Raw genomic sequence first — 15,652 nt, forward strand, 5'->3', positions numbered from 1 at the left:
AGCCCGACCCACCTTTGCCCGGCCTGGCACACCAGCAATCAACGATTTAGCCGCGGCCATCGTCAACTTCCCGCGCTTTCGTAGGGAATTCCCCTACAGCGTGTCGGGAACTCAACCAAGCGCCTCAGGAACCCCCCGATTCCGGACCTGCCGGATCAAAAGCAAGATGTGTTCCACAAGGCGCCGGGGAGCGGTGCCGGGGAACCACGATGAAGGCTGCACTCTCGACCCAGCTGGGCCAACAACTACACCTGACGCCGCAGCTGCTGCAGTCGATCCGCCTGCTGCAGCTCGATGGCCTGCACCTGGAACAGGAAATCCAGCGCCTGCTCGATTCCAATCCGCTGCTGGAAATCGAAGAAGCCGAGGCGCCCGTTGCCGACGCCAGCGATGCCACCGCCACCACCCTGGAAACGGCGGCGTTCGACGAGCTGCCCGAATCGTCCATGTGGGACGTGGCCGGCACCAGTTGGCAGGACGGCGATGATGACCGCATGGCGCGCATTGCCGCCGGCGAATCCAGCGACCCGCAGCTGCGCGTGCTGCAGCGCCTGGCACTGGACCTGGACGACCGTGGCCTGGCCATCGCCGCGTTCTGGCTGGAACACTGCGATGACGCCGGCTACCTGCAGGCCCCGCTGGCCCAGCTGCACCTGCTGGCCAGCGCCCAGTTCGATGTCGACGCCGCAGGCGTGGAAGCCATCCGCCAGCAGCTGCTGCACGGCGAACCGGCCGGCATGGCCGCACAGGACCTGCGTGAATGCCTGCTGGCCCAGCTGTACAGCCTGCAGGGCCTGGTACCGGGCCGTCACCTGGCCGGGCGCATCCTGGAAGGCGCGCTCGACGCCCTGGCCGCCCACGACTACCTGGCCCTGGCCCGCCAGCACGATGCCGAAGTGGACGACGTGCGCGAAGCGGTGCGCCTGATCCTGTCGCTGCAGCCGCGCCCGGGTGACAGCCTGCAGACCGACAGCAACGTGGCCGTGGTACCGGACGTGGTGGCCTGGCATGCCGACGAGCAGTGGAAGGTGGCGTTGAACCCGGCCACCAGCCGCCGCGTGTCCATCAACAGCCAGTACGAACAGGCCCTGGCCGACACCGCCGATGCTGCGCCTGCCCTGCGCGAAATGCTGCAGGAAGCCCGCTGGTTCAGCCGCGGCCTGTCCATGCGCTACGACACCCTGCTGCGCACCGCGCGGGTCATCGTCGAACGCCAGGCCGCCTTCCTGGTACGTGGCGACGAAGCCATGGCACCGCTGACCCTGAAGGAAGTGGCCGAAGAAATCGGCATGCACGAATCCACCGTTTCGCGCATCACCACCGGAAAGTACCTGCAGACCCCGCGCGGCACCTTCGAACTGAAGCACTTCTTCGCCGTGCGCCTGGAAGGTGCCAGCGTGTCCGGGCAGGCCGTGAAAGCCATGGTGCGCCGCCTGATCGACGCCGAACCGGCCGGTCGCCCGCTGGCCGACGAGGCCATCGCCGGCCTGCTGTCGCGACAGGGGGTGAACATTGCCCGCCGAACCGTCGCAAAATACCGCGAACAACTGGATATCGCTCCGGCCCGCGAACGGCGCCGGATCAGCGCCAGGCAACCCCAGCTGGCCCGGGTGGGCTGAAAAGGATGTTGGACATGAACAAGCTCACAGTGCTGCTGGTCGATGACCATGAAGGTTTCATCAACGCCGCCATGCGTCATTTCCGCAAGATCGACTGGCTGCAGATCGTTGGCAGCGCCGGCAACGGCCTGGAAGCGATCGAGCGCTCGGAAAGCCTGCGCCCGCAGGTGGTGCTGATGGATCTGGCCATGCCGGAAATGGGCGGCCTGCAGGCCACCCGCCTGATCAAATCGCAGGATGATGCCCCGTACATCGTGATTGCCAGCCACTTCGACGACGTCGAGCACCGCGAACACGCGCTGCGCGCCGGCGCCGACAACTTCGTCAGCAAGCTGTCCTATATCCAGGAAGTCATGCCGATCCTGGAAGGCCTCAGGGAGGATAGATCGTGAGCGAATCGCGCATCCTGGTACTGGACAACGATGCCGTGCGCGCCGAGCGCACCGTTGCCCTGCTGGAATTCATGGATTTCAACCCGCGCTGGGTCTCCGACGCGGCCGATTTCGACCTGGGCCGCCAGCGCCAGAACGACTGGATGGCGGTGATCGTCGGCAGCCTGGACGAAAGCCCCGCCAGCACCGCGCTGTACGCGTGGCTGGGCGGCAGCAGCCTGCCGCCGCCGGTGCTGCTGGCCGATGGCGATGCCGCCACGTTCGCCCACCAGCATGGCCTGCACGAAGCCAACATCTGGCCGCTGGAAGCGCCGCTGCGCCACGCGCAGATGGAAGCCCTGCTGCGCCGTGCCAGCCTGAAGCGGCTGGATGCCGAGCACCAGGCCGGCGCCGTGCAGGACCAGGGCCCGACCGGCACCGGCCCGGCGGTGACCACCCTGCGCACCATGATCGAACAGGTGGCCGCCTTCGACACCACCGTACTGGTGCTGGGCGAATCGGGCACCGGCAAGGAAGTCGTCTCACGCGCGATCCACCAGCGCTCGCCGCGCCGTGACGGCCCGTTCGTTGCGATCAACTGCGGCGCCATTCCGGCCGACCTGCTGGAAAGCGAACTGTTCGGCCACGAAAAGGGCGCCTTCACCGGCGCACTGACCGCGCGCAAGGGCCGTTTCGAAATGGCCGAGGGCGGCACCCTGCTGCTGGACGAAATCGGCGACATGAGCCTGCCGATGCAGGTGAAGCTGCTGCGCGTGCTGCAGGAACGCAGCTTCGAACGCGTGGGCGGCAACCAGACCATCCGCTGCAACGTGCGCGTGGTCGCCGCGACCCATCGCGATCTGGAAACCCGCATTGCCGAAGGCAAGTTCCGCGAGGATCTGTTCTACCGCCTGAACGTGTTCCCGATCGACGTACCGGCTCTGCGCGAACGCCGCGAAGACCTGCCCGCACTGGTGGAAACCATCGCCGCGCAGCTGGCCCGCACCGGCCGTGGCGAAGTGCGCTTCACCCCCGAAGCCCTGCAGGCGCTGGCCGGCTACGAATGGCCGGGCAATGTGCGCGAACTGACCAACCTGGTCGAGCGCCTGGCCGTGCTGCACCCGGGCGGCTCGGTGCGCGTGCAGGACCTGCCGGCCCGCTACCGTGGCGACGCCGCGCTGGCCCCGGTGGCGCCTGCCCCCGCCCCGGCGCCGGTGGCCACAAGCGAGGACCGCCTGGACCTGCGCAGCTTCTCCTTCCACACCCCCGGCAGCGGCAGCCAGCCGGCACTGGAACACGGCATCGCAGTGAACCGCGCCAACGCCCCGGCAGCCCTGCCCGACGACGGCCTGGACCTGCGCAACCACATGGCCAACATCGAACTGGGCCTGATCAACGAAGCCCTGGAACGCACCCAGGGCGTGGTCGCTCACGCCGCCCAGCTGCTGGGCCTGCGCCGCACCACCCTGGTGGAAAAGCTGCGCAAGTACGGCATCGAACGCGAACCGGCCGAACTGGCCAGCTGACCGCCGGCACCGGGGTCAGATCCCTCCCGAAGGGAGGGCTCTGACCCCGCGCGATCCCGGAGGGGTCGGATCCCTTTCCGCTGGAAAGGGATCCGACCCTTTTGCATTTGCACGTTTTCCTAAAGACATCGGCATCGCACTGCGGACCATGGCAGGGACACCCTACGGAGGTTCCGCCATGCATCGTTCAGCAATACTCATCGCCCTGCTCTGCCCGACCCTGGCCACCGCCGCCAACTGCACCCTGCCCGCTACGCTGGACCAGCGCCAGTTCACCAACCTCAGCGATCCACTGTATGCGCCCGAGAACCCGAACGCCGGGCGTATGGTGCAGGTCAGCTTCGGCACGAGCGCTTACACGCTCGATGTACTGGGCACCGATATCCGCATCGGCGGCAGCTACCGCTACCAGCGTCTGGCCCCGCACGCCGCGGAAATCCAGATGGTCGAAGCCCACCCCGACGGCCCAGCCCGCTACACCCTGCTGCTGACCTGCCTGACCCCGAACCAGGGCCGCTTCATCTACACCCAGCACGACGGCCCCATCGTGCCCCGGCAGCGCCAGAATTCCGGCCGCTGGACCCTGCAGCCCTAGGCCAGAAAACCGACGCCGGTTAAATGACACCGCACCATCCACGCATGGCGTGGATCTACTGTGTCGACCAAGGTCGACACCTACCAGAGCGCGATGCCGTTCCGACAGGTCGCAGAGAACTGTCGAAGGCGGGGTGGGTCCGGTTGCGGGGGCGTGAGCGCCATGGATGGCGCGGCTAAGCCCCCATGGACGGGTTTACGGCGTCCCCCGCATCCGGACCCACCCCGCCATCCCCAGGAAACCAGCTTTTGACGTTGCTTCAGTCGAGCATGGCTCGACTCTACAGCGGGTGCAGGGCTGCAAGCCCCGCCAGGAACACACCCCCACCCTCACCACTCTGAATCAAAAACCGGTTTCGGCACGCCGCTTGCACTGCTTCCAGACGAAAGCCCCCATCCCTGTTTCTGGAACCGTTGCAGATGTCCCACTCCGTCACTTCGATCCTTTCCCAGATCCGCTCCTATCAGACCCAGATGGGACAGCCAGCGCTCAACCCGCTGGCCGAAGCGCCGCGCAGCAATGCCCTGCCCAACGCGGTGCTGGATGCCCCGCAGGTGCAGCCGCCCAGCTTCACCGAAACCCTGCGCGGCGCCCTGTCCAGCGTGAACGACGCCCAGCAGACCTCCGGCGCCCTGGCCAAGGCCTTCGAAATGGGTGACCCCAGCGCCGACCTGGCCAAGGTCATGGTCGCCTCGCAGCAGTCCCAGATCGCCTTCCGCGCCACCGTGGAAGTCCGCAACCGTCTCGTCCAGGCCTACCAGGACGTGATGAACATGCCGCTGTAAGGATCCAACCGCATGGCACTGACGCTCTCCAAGGAATCCCTGAACGCCGAGAAGGCCGGGCAGTGGTTCGATCGGCTGCAAAGTCTGCAGATCACCCGCCGCCTGGGTCTGATGGCGATGATCGCCGTGGCGGTGGCGGCAGGCCTTGCCGTGTTCTTCTGGGCACAGAAGCCGGGCATGGTGCCGCTGTATACCGGCCTGGACCAGAAGGCCACCGCCGAAGCCACCGACCTGCTGCGCGCCGCACAGATTCCGTTCGAACTGGATCCGGCCACCGGCGGGATCGTGGTGCCGGAAAAGAACCTGCACGATGCGCGCCTGAAGCTGGCCGGTTCCGGCCTGACCGACAGCGGCAAGCTGGGCTTTGAACTGATGGAGCGCGACCCGGGCTTCGGCGTCAGCCAGTTCGTGGAAAGCGCGCGCTACCAGCACGCGATGGAAACCGAGCTGTCGCGCACCATCAACACCCTGCGCCCGGTGCGCGATTCGCGCGTGCACCTGGCCATTCCCAAGCCCAGCGCCTTCACCCGCCAGCGTGACGTCGCCAGCGCCTCGGTCACCCTGGAACTGCGTGGCGGCCAGCAGCTGGAACGCAGCCAGGTCGATGCCATCGTGCACATGGTGGCCGCCAGCATTCCCGACCTGGCCCCGGAACGGGTGACCGTGGTCGACCAGAGCGGTCGCATGCTGAGCGTGAGCGACCCCAACAGCGAAGCGGCGGTCAATGCCGCCCAGTTCGAACAAGTGCGACGCCAGGAAACCTCGTTCAACCAGCGCATCCGCGAACTGCTGGAACCGATGACCGGCCCTGGCCGGGTGAATCCGGAAGTGAGCGTGGACATGGACTTCTCGGTGACCGAGGAGGCGCGCGAACTCTACAACGGTGAGCCGCAGAAGCTGCGCAGCGAGCAGATGAGCGAGAACACCAGCACCACGCCGGGCCCGCAGGGCGTGCCGGGCGCGACCAGCAACAGCCCGCCGGGCCAGCCGGCCGCACCGCCCACCGCGCAGACCCCGACCGAAAGCAGCAAGAACGCCACCCGCAATTACGAGCTGGACCGCACGCTGCAGCACACCCGCCAGCCGGCCGGCCGCATCAAGCGCGTGTCGATAGCGGTGCTGGTGGACAACGTGCCGCGCGCCGGGGCCAACGGCAAGGTCGCACCGCAGCCGCTGTCGGCCGCCGAACTGACCCGCGTGGAAGCGCTGGTGAAGCAGGCCGTGGGCTTCAATGCAGAACGCGGCGATACCGTGTCGGTGATGAACGCGCCGTTCGTGCGCGACACCACCCCGGTGGAAGGCCCGGCCTGGTGGGAACTGCCGTGGGTGCATGATGCCGGCCGCATGCTGCTGGGTGCCATCGTGGTGCTGGCGCTGCTGTTCGGCGTGCTGCGCCCTGCCCTGCGCGCCATCACCGGGCAGACCAAGAAGGACGACGACGCTGCACTGGAACCGCACAGCGCGGACGTGCAGCTGGTGGATGACGATGGCACCCCGCTGCCGGCGCTGGGCGCCGACCGGGTCAGCCTGGGCGGGGCCGAGGCACTGGCCCTGCCGGTGGATTCATATGAGGAACGACTGCGGATGGCCCGTGAAGCCGTAAAGACCGACTCCAAGCGCGTGGCCCAGGTGGTCAAGGGTTGGGTGGCCAATGACTGAGGCACAACTGACCGGCGTGCAGCGCGCTGCCGTGCTGCTGTTGTCCCTGGGTGAACTGGATGCGGCCGAGGTGCTGCGTCATATGGAACCCAAGGAGGTGCAGAAGATCGGCATCGCCATGGCCACCATGACCGACATCACCCGCGAACAGGTGGAACGGGTGATGGACCAGTTCAGCCAGGAGCTGGGCTCGAAGACCTCGCTGGGCGTGGGTTCGGACGACTACATCCGCAACATGCTGGTGCAGGCGCTGGGCAGCGAGAAGGCCGGCAACCTGATCGACCGCATCCTGCTGGGCCGCAACACCACCGGCCTGGACGCGCTGAAGTGGATGGACCCGCGCGCGGTGGCCGACCTGGTGCGCAACGAGCACCCGCAGATCATCGCCATCGTGATGGCTCACCTGGAAACCGACCAGGCCGCCGATGCGCTGAAGCTGCTGCCCGAGCGAACCCGCGTGGACGTGCTGCTGCGCATCGCCACCCTGGACGGCATTCCGCCCAACGCGCTGAACGAACTGAACGAAATCATGGAACGCCAGTTCGCCGGCAACCAGAACCTGAAGTCGTCCAACATCGGCGGCGTGCAGTGCGCGGCCAATATCCTCAACTTCATGGACAGTGGCCAGGACCAGGCGATCCTGGGCGAGATCGCGCGCATCGACGCGCCGCTCAGCGGCCGCATCCAGGACCTGATGTTCGTATTCGACGATCTGGTGGATCTGGACGATCGCGAAATGCAGCTGGTGCTGCGCGAAGTCAGCGGCGAGCGCCTGGGCCTGGCCCTGCGCGGTGCCGACATCAAAGTGCGCGACAAGATCACCCGCAACATGTCCCAGCGCGCCGCCGAAATCCTGCTGGAAGACATGGAAGCGCGTGGCCCGGTGCGCCTGTCCGACGTGGAAGGCGCGCAGCGCGAGATCCTGGCCATCGTCAAGCGCATGGCTGATGAAGGCACGGTCACCATCGGCGGCAGCGCGGAGGCCATGCTGTGAGCAATGTCGTGCGCTGGCTCGCCCCGGACCTGCTGGCCCAGCCCGAACCCGAGCTGGAGCAGGAGGATGTGTTCGAACTGACCGAACCCGACCCGGATCACGAGCCGGAGCCGGTGCTGCAGCTGCCCACGCTGGAAGAGATCCAGGCGATCCAGGACAGCGCGGAGAAGGAAGGCTTTGCCCAGGGCCACAGCGATGGCTATGGCCAGGGCCAGGCCGAGGTGCGCCGCCTGGTCGCGCAGATCGAAGGCATCCTGGACAACTTCAGCCGCCCGCTGGTGCGTCTGGAAAATGAAGTAGTCGGCGCGCTGGGCGAGCTGGCCGTGCGCATTGCCGGCGCGCTGGTCGGCCGCGCCTACGAAGCCGACCCCGCCCTGCTGGCGCAGCTGGTGGGTGAAGCCGTGGACGCGGTGGGCGGCGCCACCCGCGAGGTGGAAGTGCGCCTGCACCCCGATGACATCGCCGCGCTGTCGCCGTTGCTGACCCTGTCACCGCAGCAGCGGCTGGTGCCCGACACCAGCCTGAGCCGCGGCGACCTGCGCGTGCACGCCGAAGCGGTGCGCGTGGATGGCACTTTGGAAGCACGCCTGCGCGGCGCCCTGGATGCGGTGATCCGCCAGACCGGAGCCAATGCATGAACACCGAACCGCACCTGCCGCCGCCGGCGGACTGGACCGTGGCCCGCAACCTGCGCCTGGCCGGCCGTCTGGACAGCCTGCGCGTGGACACCGCACACGGCCGCGGCCTGATCCGTGAGGGCGTGCTGCGCCGCGCGGTGGGCCTGACCCTGGAAGCGGTGGGCTGCGAAGCTCCGCTCGGCGCCAGCTGCAAGGTGGAAGTGGTCGATGGTGGCTGGGTGGATGCCGAAGTGGTCGGCTTCGCCGGCGAACGCACCTACCTGATGCCCAGCGCCGAACTGCACGGCCTGCTGCCCAACGCACGCGTGGTGCCCTCGGCGCGCCGTGGCGGCGTGGAAGTGGGCGAAGGCCTGCTGGGCCGGGTGATCGACAGCGACGGCGTGCCGCTGGATGGCAAGGGCCCGATCCGTGCCGAAGGCCATGTCGGCATGGCCGGCGTGTCGATCAACCCGCTGGCGCGCGAACCTATCACCCAGCCGCTGGACGTGGGCGTGCGCGCGATCAATGCGCTGCTGCCGATCGGCCGTGGCCAGCGCGTGGGCCTGTTCGCCGGTTCCGGTGTCGGTAAGTCGACGCTGCTGGGCATGATGACCCGCTACACCGCCGCCGACGTGATCGTGGTCGGGCTCATTGGTGAACGTGGCCGCGAAGTACGCGATTTCGTTGAAACCACCCTGGGCGAAGAAGGCCTGCGCCGCGCGGTGGTGGTGGCCAGCCCGGCCGACCGCCCACCGCTGGCGCGCCTGCACGGCGCCTACCGCGCCACCGCCATTGCCGAATGGTTCCGCGACCAGGGGCTGAACGTGCTGCTGCTGATGGATTCGCTCACCCGCTTCGCCCAGGCCCAGCGCGAGATCGGCCTGTCGGTGGGTGAACCGCCCACCACCCGCGGCTACCCGCCGTCGGTGTTCGCCAAGCTGCCGGCGCTGGTGGAACGTGCCGGCAACGGCGCCAAGGGGCGCGGCTCGATCACTGCGTTCTACACCGTGCTGACCGAAGGCGATGACCCGCAGGACCCGATTGCCGACGCGGCACGCGCGATCCTGGACGGCCACATCCTGCTCTCGCGCCGGGTGGCCGACAGTGGCCTGTACCCGGCCATCGACGTGGAATCGTCGGTCAGCCGCGTGGTCACGGAAATCGCCGACGAGCCGTGGCGCCTGCGCATCCGCAAGTTGAAGCGCCTGGTGTCGGCCTACTCGGCCAACCGCGATCTGATCGCCATTGGCGCCTACCAGCGCGGCAACGATGCTGCGACCGACGAAGCACTGGAACGCTGGCCGGAAATCATGGAATTCCTCGGCCAGGACGTGGCCAAGGCCGCCGATCTTCCGCACAGCCAGGCCGCGCTGCAGCGCCTGGTGGAACAAGAGAACTAAGCCATGACACAGTCCAAGCGCATCGACCCGCTGCTGAAGCGGGCACAGGAACACGAAGACGCGGTGGCCCGCGACCTGGCCGAGCGCCAGCGCGTGCTGGATACCCATCTGTCGCGGCTGGATGAACTGCGCCGCTATGCCGAGGAGTACGCAAACGCACAGATGGCCGCCACCAGTCCGGCGCAGCTGCTGAACCGCCGTGCCTTCCTGGACCGCCTGGACAGCGCGGTGGAACAGCAGCAGCAGACCGTGAACGGCAACCGCGAAAAGGTGGAAGCCGAACGCGCGCGCCTGATCCTGGCCAGCCGTGACAAAGCCGTGCTGGAGCAGCTGGCCGCCAGCTACCGTGCACAGGAAAAGGTGGTGACCGACCGCCGCGACCAGCGCGAGATGGATGACATCGGCGCACGCCGCGCGCGCCTGGCGCAGGCCGCAGACCCGGACAGCGACCCGCAGGGAGGCCGCGCGTGATGCCTTCCCTGTTGACCGGCAACAGCACCGCCGCCGGCACCACCGGTTCCACCGGCAGCAGCTCGCGCAGCAGCCGCAGCGACAGCAGCAACGGCAGCGGCAGCGGTTTCGACCAGATGCTGCAGGGCGGCGGCAATACGCCTGCGGCCAAGACCGCCAGCACCCCGTCGAAGCCGGCGAACAAGGCGAGCAACACCGACGCGGGCAACGCAGATGCGCGTACCCCGCCAGCCAGTTCAACCGATGCAACCGCCCCCGATGCGGCAACGACCGAGGTGGCCGCCAGCACCACTGACACCCCCGCGCCGGCCACCGACAAGGACGCCGCGACCGACAGCGACGACGCGCCCTGGCCACCACTGGGCCTGGCCGGGCTGGCGCTGATGGTGGCGCCGGTCGCCGATCCCAGCGCGCCTGCATTGCCCACCGCCACGGGCACCGATGCCGACGCGCTGCCCAGCGCCGCGCCTGCGGCGCTTGCCACGCTGCCCGCCGCGACCACCACCGCTACGCCGGCCACCGCGCCTGCGGCCACGGGCGTAGCCACCACCACTACCGCAGCGGATGCCGATGGCGAAGCCATCGAACTGCCGCTGCCCGGCACCGTGCTCGCACAGACCGCGCTGGATGGCGCAGACGATGCGGACAGCCTGTTCGGCAGCGATCGCAGCGTGACCGCACCATTGCAGGTGGCCCTGCCCGCCGCCCTGCAGGACCTGAAGGCCGCGTTGGCCAGCACGCCGGTGTTCAACGGCGAACCCACTCCCACCCCGGTGCTGGGCGATGATGGTTTCGACCAGGCCATCGGTGCACGCGTCGGTTGGCTGGCGGACCAGAAGATCGGCCACGCCCACATCACCCTGAACCCGGAAGACCTGGGCCCGGTGGACGTGCGCCTGCAGATGAACGGTGACAAGGTGCATGCCAGCTTCAGCAGCCCGCACGTGGATGTGCGCCAGGCGCTGGAAAGCAGCCTGCCGCGGCTGCGCGAACTGCTGGGCGAACAGGGCTTCCAGCTGGCCCACGCCGATGTGGGCCACCACAACAGCGGCGACGGCGGAACGTCGGGCCAGAACACCGGCAGCGGCAGTGGCCGGATCGGTGACGGAGAACCGTCGCTGGGCGACACCATGGTGTCGGCGGCGCAGCTGATCCGCCAGCGCGGATTGCTGGACGCCTACGCGTAACCGGTAGCGCCGGGCCATGCCCGGCGGCACCCCGATAGTCCGCCGGGCACGGCCCGGCGCTACCGACGGAATTCCGTCGCCCCCCTTCCCCACCCTTGCGGCACACCCCTTGCATGGCCCTGTGAAGCAACCCCTGAGGAGCTTCACCCCGTGGCCGCAGCCGCTGACAAAACCAAGAAGACCGCCGACAAGGACAAGAGCGCCAAGCCGCGCAGTCCTCTGCTCATCACCGCCCTGGTGGCCGTCCTGGCCGCAGGTGCCGCTGGCGCCGGCGTCTGGTTCTTCACCCAGAGCAAGCACGAACCGGCCACCGCCGAAGCCCCGAAGAAAGGCGCCACCCCGGCCCCGGCCCAGTACTTCGCGCTGGAACCGGCCTTCGTGGTCAATCTGAACGGCCCCATTGATGGCCCGCGCTACCTGCAGGTGGAAGTGCAGCTGATGACCCGCGACGCCGCCGCGCTGGAGGCGATCAAGACCCATGCGCCGGCACTGCGCGCCAACCTGCTGATGCTGTTCTCGCAGGTCAGCCCCGAGCAGATTGCCGACGTGTCCGGCAAGCAGAAGCTGCAGGGCGAAGCGCTGGCCGCCGTGCAGAAAGTGCTGAAGGCCGAGACCGGCAGCAACGGCGCCGACGATCTGCTGTTCACCAGCTTCGTGACCCAGTAAGGGCCTACCGATGAATGACCTGCTGTCCCAGGATGAGATCGATGCCCTGCTGCATGGCGTGGACAGCGGCGCGGTCGAAACCGATCCGGAGCCGCCGTCCGGCGAAGCACGTTCCTACGACTTCGCCAGCCAGGACCGCATCATCCGCGGTCGCATGCCCACGCTGGAAATGGTGCACGAGCGTTTCGCCCGCCTGTGGCGCATCGGTCTGTTCAACCTGATCCGCCGCTCGGCCGAACTGTCCGTGCGCGGCATCGAGCTGATCAAGTTCAACGACTACATGCACTCGCTGTATGTGCCGACCAACCTGAACCTGATCCGCTTCAAGCCGCTGCGTGGCACCGGCCTGATCGTATTCGAGCCGACCCTGGTGTTCGCCATCGTCGACAACTTCTTCGGCGGCGACGGGCGCTACCCCACCCGCATCGAAGGCCGCGAATTCACCGCCACCGAAATGCGGGTGATCCACCTGCTGCTGAAGCAGACCTTCGCCGATCTGCGCGAAGCCTGGGCGCCGGTGATGGAAGTGGATTTCGAATACATCAATTCGGAAATCAATCCGCACTTCGCCAACATCGTCACCCCGCGCGAATACGTGGTGGTGTGCCGCCTGCACGTGGAACTGGACGGCGGTGGCGGCGATATCCACGTCACCCTGCCGTACTCGATGCTGGAACCGATCCGCGAACTGCTGGACGCCGGCATCCAGAGCGATCGCAACGACCGCGATGCCAGCTGGGGCGTGATGCTGCGCGAACAGCTCAACATCGCCGAAGTGACGCTGTCCAGCGTGCTGGCCAGCAAGCGCATGACCCTGCGTGACCTGACCCAGCTGAAGGTGGGCGACATCCTGCCGATCGAGCTGAACACCCAGGTGCCGCTGTGCGTTGAAAACATTCCCGTGTTCACCGGCGAATTCGGCATCGCCAACGGCATGAACGCCGTGAAAGTCACCGCTACCCATCCGCCGGGGACCCGCCCGCGCGTACCCGTCATCCAGGAAGACCCGCAATGAACGATATCGACGCCCTCGAACCGACCCCGGCCCAGTTCGGCAGCCTGCAGGCCGATGAAACCCAGGGTCCGGACCTGAACCTGGACGTGATCCTGGACGTGCCGGTGACGCTGTCGCTGGAAGTCGGCCGCGCCCGCCTGCCGATCCGCAACCTGCTGCAGCTCAACCAGGGCTCGGTGGTGGAACTGGAACGCGGCGCCGGCGAATCGCTGGACGTGTTCGTCAACGGCACCCTGATCGCCCACGGCGAAGTGGTGGTGATCAACGACCGCTTCGGCGTGCGCCTGACCGACGTGGTCAGCCCGAGCGAGCGGATCCGGAGACTGCGTTGAGCCTGCTGCTCGCCACCGCGCAGGCCGCTGCGAAGGCAACGCCGCAGATCGGCCAGCATGCCGCCACCGCACCGAGCCTGTTCGGTGCGGTGCTGGCCCTGCTGGCCGTGCTGGCCCTGGTGATCGGCCTGGGCTGGCTGCTCAAGCGCCTGCCCGGCAGCGGCTTCCGCCCGGCCGAAGGCATGAAGCTGGTGGCCAGCCTGACCGTGGGCGCCAAGGAGCGCGTGGTGGTAGTGGAAGTGAACGGCCAGCAGCTGCTGCTGGGCGTCACCGCCGGCAGCATCAACACCCTGCACACCCTGTCCGAGCCCCTGCCGCCGCCGGCGCCGGTGCGCGTGCCGGACCTGAAGAACCTGCCGAATTTCGCCCAGCTGCTGCAACAGCGGCTGCGCAAGGACCCCTGACATGCGCGTGACCCGTTCCCGCTTCGCCACCCTGATGCCGTGGCTGATCCTGATCGCCCTGTGCCTGCTGCCCGCGCTGGCGTTTGCCGCGCCGGGCGCACCGCCGTCGCTGCCCGATGTAAACGTGGGCAAGATCGGCGGCGCGCCGGTCAGCCTGCCGCTGCAGACCCTGCTGCTGATGACGGCGATCACCCTGATCCCGTCGATGCTGCTGGTGCTGACTTCGTTCACCCGCATCATCATCGTGCTGGGCCTGCTGCGCCAGGCGCTGGGCACCGGGCAGACGCCGTCCAACCAGGTACTGCTGGGCCTGGCCCTGTTCCTGACCGCGATGATCATGCTGCCCACCTGGGACAAGGCGTGGAGCGCCGGCATGGCGCCGTACCTGAACGGCGATATCGACTTCCAGACCGCCTGGACGCTGACCACCCAGCCGCTGCGCGCCTTCATGCTGGCGCAGATCCGCGAAACCGACCTGATGACCTTCGCAGGCATTGCCGGCCACGGCACCTATGCCAGCCCCGATGCGATTCCGTTCCCGGTGCTGGTGGCCTCGTTCGTCACCAGCGAGCTGAAGACTGCCTTCGAGATCGGCTTCCTGATCTTCATTCCGTTCGTGATCATCGATCTGGTGGTGGCCAGCGTGCTGATGTCGATGGGCATGATGATGCTGTCGCCGATGCTGGTGTCGGCGCCGTTCAAGATCCTGCTGTTCGTGCTGGTCGATGGCTGGGTGCTGACCGTGGGTACGTTGGCGGCCAGCTTCAATCCGGCTTGATTGCAGCAACAGCAGTCGAGCACAGCAGTCGAGCATGGCTCGACTCTACCCAAAGCAAATGGAACAACGATGTCTCCCGAACTTGCCCTGACTGAACTGCGTGGCGGCCTGATTACCGTGCTGTGGGTGGCCGGCCCGCTGCTGCTGACCGTGCTGGTGGTTGGCGTGGTGGTGGGCGTGGTGCAGGCCGCGACCCAGTTGAACGAGCCCACCATTGCCTTCGTCGCCAAAGCCGCAGCGCTGACCGCCGTATTGTTTGCGCTCGGCAGCCTGCTGATCGGCCACCTGGTCGAGTTCACCACGCTGCTGTTCCAGCGCATTCCACACCTGATCGGCTAGGAACCGCGCCGCCATGGACGCCGCCACCCAGATGGCCGCCGACGGCCTGCAGGCCTTCGGCATGATCGGCACCGTGCTGTGGACACTGCTGCGCTTCGGCGCGGTGGCCATGGCCATGCCCATGGTCGGGACCCGCGCGGTGCCGGCCCGCGTGCGGGTAATGCTGGCAGCCACGCTGTCCATCGCGCTGGCCCCGCTGCTGCCGCCGGTACCGGACTGGACCGGCTTCGACGCCGCCACCGTACTCACCATTGCCCGCGAACTGGCCATCGGTGTGTCCATCGGCTTCCTGCTGCGGCTGATCTTCGAAGCCGGCGCGCTGGCGGGCGAACTGGTCGCGCAGGGCACCGGCCTGGCCTTCGCGCAGATGAGCGATCCGCTGCGTGGCGGCACCTCGGGCGTGATCGGGCAGTGGTTCTACCTGCTGTTCGGCCTGCTGTTCTTCACCGCCAACGGGCACCTGGCGCTGATCTCGCTGGTGGTGGACAGCTACCGCGCGCTGCCCATCGGCGCGCCGCTGCCCGACCCGCATGCCTTCTTCAGCATCGCCCCCACCTTCCTGCTGACCGTGCTGCGCGGCGGCCTCACCCTGGCCATACCGCTGGTGGTGGCCATGCTGGCGGTCAACCTGGCCTTCGGTGTGCTGGCCCGCGCCGCGCCCGCACTGAACCCGATCCAGCTGGGCCTGCCGGTATCGCTGCTGCTGGGCCTGTTCCTGCTGGCCCTGCTGGCCGGTGAAATGGGCCCACCGGTGCAGCGCATGTTCGACGCTGCGTTCGAGGCCGCTGGCGCCGTCACTCAGTGAGAACTTCATCACATCTTGTTGATTGCCCTGCCCCCCCTGTAACGCGTTACAGTGAATGGGCGGCGACCAGGGGGACGCCGCGCGCGGCC

The 15,652-nt window shown here is 67.8% G+C and carries 18 protein-coding genes; all 18 read left to right on the forward strand.

What is annotated here, in order from left to right; translation table 11 throughout:
• Nucleotides 1-209 precede the first annotated feature (209 nt).
• A complete protein-coding gene (gene rpoN / locus G4G00_RS17495; RefSeq protein WP_108761952.1) occupies nucleotides 210-1,619 on the forward strand; it encodes an RNA polymerase factor sigma-54 in 1,410 nt (469 codons plus the stop codon).
• 14 nt (nucleotides 1,620-1,633) lie between these two features.
• Complete coding sequence (locus tag G4G00_RS17500; protein ID WP_049460600.1) at nucleotides 1,634-2,011, forward strand: response regulator transcription factor; 378 nt, start codon at nucleotides 1,634-1,636, stop codon at nucleotides 2,009-2,011.
• Nucleotides 2,008-3,516, forward strand: a complete 1,509-nt coding sequence (locus G4G00_RS17505; RefSeq protein ID WP_164275362.1) for a sigma-54 dependent transcriptional regulator — start codon at nucleotides 2,008-2,010, stop codon at nucleotides 3,514-3,516. The genes G4G00_RS17500 and G4G00_RS17505 overlap by 4 nt, the downstream gene beginning before the upstream one ends.
• 178 nt (nucleotides 3,517-3,694) lie before the next feature.
• A complete protein-coding gene (locus tag G4G00_RS17510; protein ID WP_164275365.1) occupies nucleotides 3,695-4,111 on the forward strand; it encodes a hypothetical protein in 417 nt (138 codons plus the stop codon).
• A 419-nt stretch (nucleotides 4,112-4,530) separates the two neighbouring features.
• On the forward strand, nucleotides 4,531-4,896 hold the full coding sequence (fliE, locus tag G4G00_RS17515) for a flagellar hook-basal body complex protein FliE (protein WP_108749563.1): 366 nt from the start codon (nucleotides 4,531-4,533) through the stop codon (nucleotides 4,894-4,896).
• A 12-nt stretch (nucleotides 4,897-4,908) separates the two neighbouring features.
• Nucleotides 4,909-6,555 (forward strand): flagellar basal-body MS-ring/collar protein FliF, encoded by a 1,647-nt coding sequence (gene fliF / locus G4G00_RS17520; RefSeq protein ID WP_164275368.1) that lies wholly within the window; start codon nucleotides 4,909-4,911, stop codon nucleotides 6,553-6,555.
• A gap of 7 nt (nucleotides 6,556-6,562) precedes the next feature.
• Nucleotides 6,563-7,549: a flagellar motor switch protein FliG gene (gene fliG / locus G4G00_RS17525; protein WP_108751550.1), complete on the forward strand. Its 987-nt coding sequence runs from the start codon at nucleotides 6,563-6,565 to the stop codon at nucleotides 7,547-7,549.
• Nucleotides 7,546-8,187 carry a FliH/SctL family protein gene (locus G4G00_RS17530; protein ID WP_108753037.1) on the forward strand — a complete coding sequence of 214 codons (642 nt, stop codon included), beginning with the start codon at nucleotides 7,546-7,548 and terminating at the stop codon, nucleotides 8,185-8,187. Before fliG ends, G4G00_RS17530 begins: the two co-directional genes overlap by 4 nt.
• Nucleotides 8,184-9,566, forward strand: coding sequence for a FliI/YscN family ATPase (locus G4G00_RS17535; RefSeq protein WP_108749560.1), 1,383 nt, complete (start codon nucleotides 8,184-8,186; stop codon nucleotides 9,564-9,566). The genes G4G00_RS17530 and G4G00_RS17535 overlap by 4 nt, the downstream gene beginning before the upstream one ends.
• 3 nt (nucleotides 9,567-9,569) lie before the next feature.
• Nucleotides 9,570-10,037 carry a flagellar export protein FliJ gene (gene fliJ, locus G4G00_RS17540; protein WP_108749559.1) on the forward strand — a complete coding sequence of 156 codons (468 nt, stop codon included), beginning with the start codon at nucleotides 9,570-9,572 and terminating at the stop codon, nucleotides 10,035-10,037.
• Nucleotides 10,037-11,224, forward strand: a complete 1,188-nt coding sequence (locus G4G00_RS17545) for a flagellar hook-length control protein FliK (RefSeq protein WP_164275371.1) — start codon at nucleotides 10,037-10,039, stop codon at nucleotides 11,222-11,224. The genes fliJ and G4G00_RS17545 overlap by 1 nt, the downstream gene beginning before the upstream one ends.
• Nucleotides 11,225-11,374: 150 nt before the next feature.
• On the forward strand, nucleotides 11,375-11,890 hold the full coding sequence (locus tag G4G00_RS17550; protein ID WP_164275374.1) for a flagellar basal body-associated FliL family protein: 516 nt from the start codon (nucleotides 11,375-11,377) through the stop codon (nucleotides 11,888-11,890).
• Between the two features lie 10 nt (nucleotides 11,891-11,900).
• On the forward strand, nucleotides 11,901-12,905 hold the full coding sequence (gene fliM / locus G4G00_RS17555) for a flagellar motor switch protein FliM (RefSeq protein ID WP_108749556.1): 1,005 nt from the start codon (nucleotides 11,901-11,903) through the stop codon (nucleotides 12,903-12,905).
• On the forward strand, nucleotides 12,902-13,237 hold the full coding sequence (gene fliN, locus G4G00_RS17560) for a flagellar motor switch protein FliN (RefSeq protein ID WP_108753035.1): 336 nt from the start codon (nucleotides 12,902-12,904) through the stop codon (nucleotides 13,235-13,237). Before fliM ends, fliN begins: the two co-directional genes overlap by 4 nt.
• Nucleotides 13,234-13,641, forward strand: coding sequence for a flagellar biosynthetic protein FliO (gene fliO, locus G4G00_RS17565; RefSeq protein WP_108749554.1), 408 nt, complete (start codon nucleotides 13,234-13,236; stop codon nucleotides 13,639-13,641). The genes fliN and fliO overlap by 4 nt, the downstream gene beginning before the upstream one ends.
• Nucleotide 13,642: 1 nt before the next feature.
• Nucleotides 13,643-14,419: a flagellar type III secretion system pore protein FliP gene (fliP, locus tag G4G00_RS17570; RefSeq protein WP_108753033.1), complete on the forward strand. Its 777-nt coding sequence runs from the start codon at nucleotides 13,643-13,645 to the stop codon at nucleotides 14,417-14,419.
• A gap of 69 nt (nucleotides 14,420-14,488) precedes the next feature.
• Entirely contained in the window at nucleotides 14,489-14,758 is a 270-nt protein-coding gene (locus G4G00_RS17575; RefSeq protein WP_005413254.1) for a flagellar biosynthetic protein FliQ, read from the forward strand.
• Nucleotides 14,759-14,771: 13 nt separating this feature from the next.
• Nucleotides 14,772-15,563, forward strand: a complete 792-nt coding sequence (gene fliR / locus G4G00_RS17580; protein WP_108749552.1) for a flagellar biosynthetic protein FliR — start codon at nucleotides 14,772-14,774, stop codon at nucleotides 15,561-15,563.
• Nucleotides 15,564-15,652: the final 89 nt, after the last annotated feature.

This window comes from Stenotrophomonas sp. B1-1 (assembly GCF_010894375.1).
GTDB lineage: Bacteria > Pseudomonadota > Gammaproteobacteria > Xanthomonadales > Xanthomonadaceae > Stenotrophomonas.

Coding starts and splice junctions, on each gene's coding strand:
- rpoN (WP_108761952.1), top strand. CDS start 210: ATGAAGGCTGCACTCTCGACCCAGCTGGGCCAACAACTACACCTGACG.
- G4G00_RS17500 (WP_049460600.1), top strand. CDS start 1,634: ATGAACAAGCTCACAGTGCTGCTGGTCGATGACCATGAAGGTTTCATC.
- G4G00_RS17510 (WP_164275365.1), top strand. CDS start 3,695: ATGCATCGTTCAGCAATACTCATCGCCCTGCTCTGCCCGACCCTGGCC.
- fliE (WP_108749563.1), top strand. CDS start 4,531: ATGTCCCACTCCGTCACTTCGATCCTTTCCCAGATCCGCTCCTATCAG.
- fliF (WP_164275368.1), top strand. CDS start 4,909: ATGGCACTGACGCTCTCCAAGGAATCCCTGAACGCCGAGAAGGCCGGG.
- G4G00_RS17535 (WP_108749560.1), top strand. CDS start 8,184: ATGAACACCGAACCGCACCTGCCGCCGCCGGCGGACTGGACCGTGGCC.
- fliJ (WP_108749559.1), top strand. CDS start 9,570: ATGACACAGTCCAAGCGCATCGACCCGCTGCTGAAGCGGGCACAGGAA.
- G4G00_RS17545 (WP_164275371.1), top strand. CDS start 10,037: ATGCCTTCCCTGTTGACCGGCAACAGCACCGCCGCCGGCACCACCGGT.
- fliM (WP_108749556.1), top strand. CDS start 11,901: ATGAATGACCTGCTGTCCCAGGATGAGATCGATGCCCTGCTGCATGGC.
- fliN (WP_108753035.1), top strand. CDS start 12,902: ATGAACGATATCGACGCCCTCGAACCGACCCCGGCCCAGTTCGGCAGC.
- fliP (WP_108753033.1), top strand. CDS start 13,643: ATGCGCGTGACCCGTTCCCGCTTCGCCACCCTGATGCCGTGGCTGATC.
- G4G00_RS17575 (WP_005413254.1), top strand. CDS start 14,489: ATGTCTCCCGAACTTGCCCTGACTGAACTGCGTGGCGGCCTGATTACC.
- fliR (WP_108749552.1), top strand. CDS start 14,772: ATGGACGCCGCCACCCAGATGGCCGCCGACGGCCTGCAGGCCTTCGGC.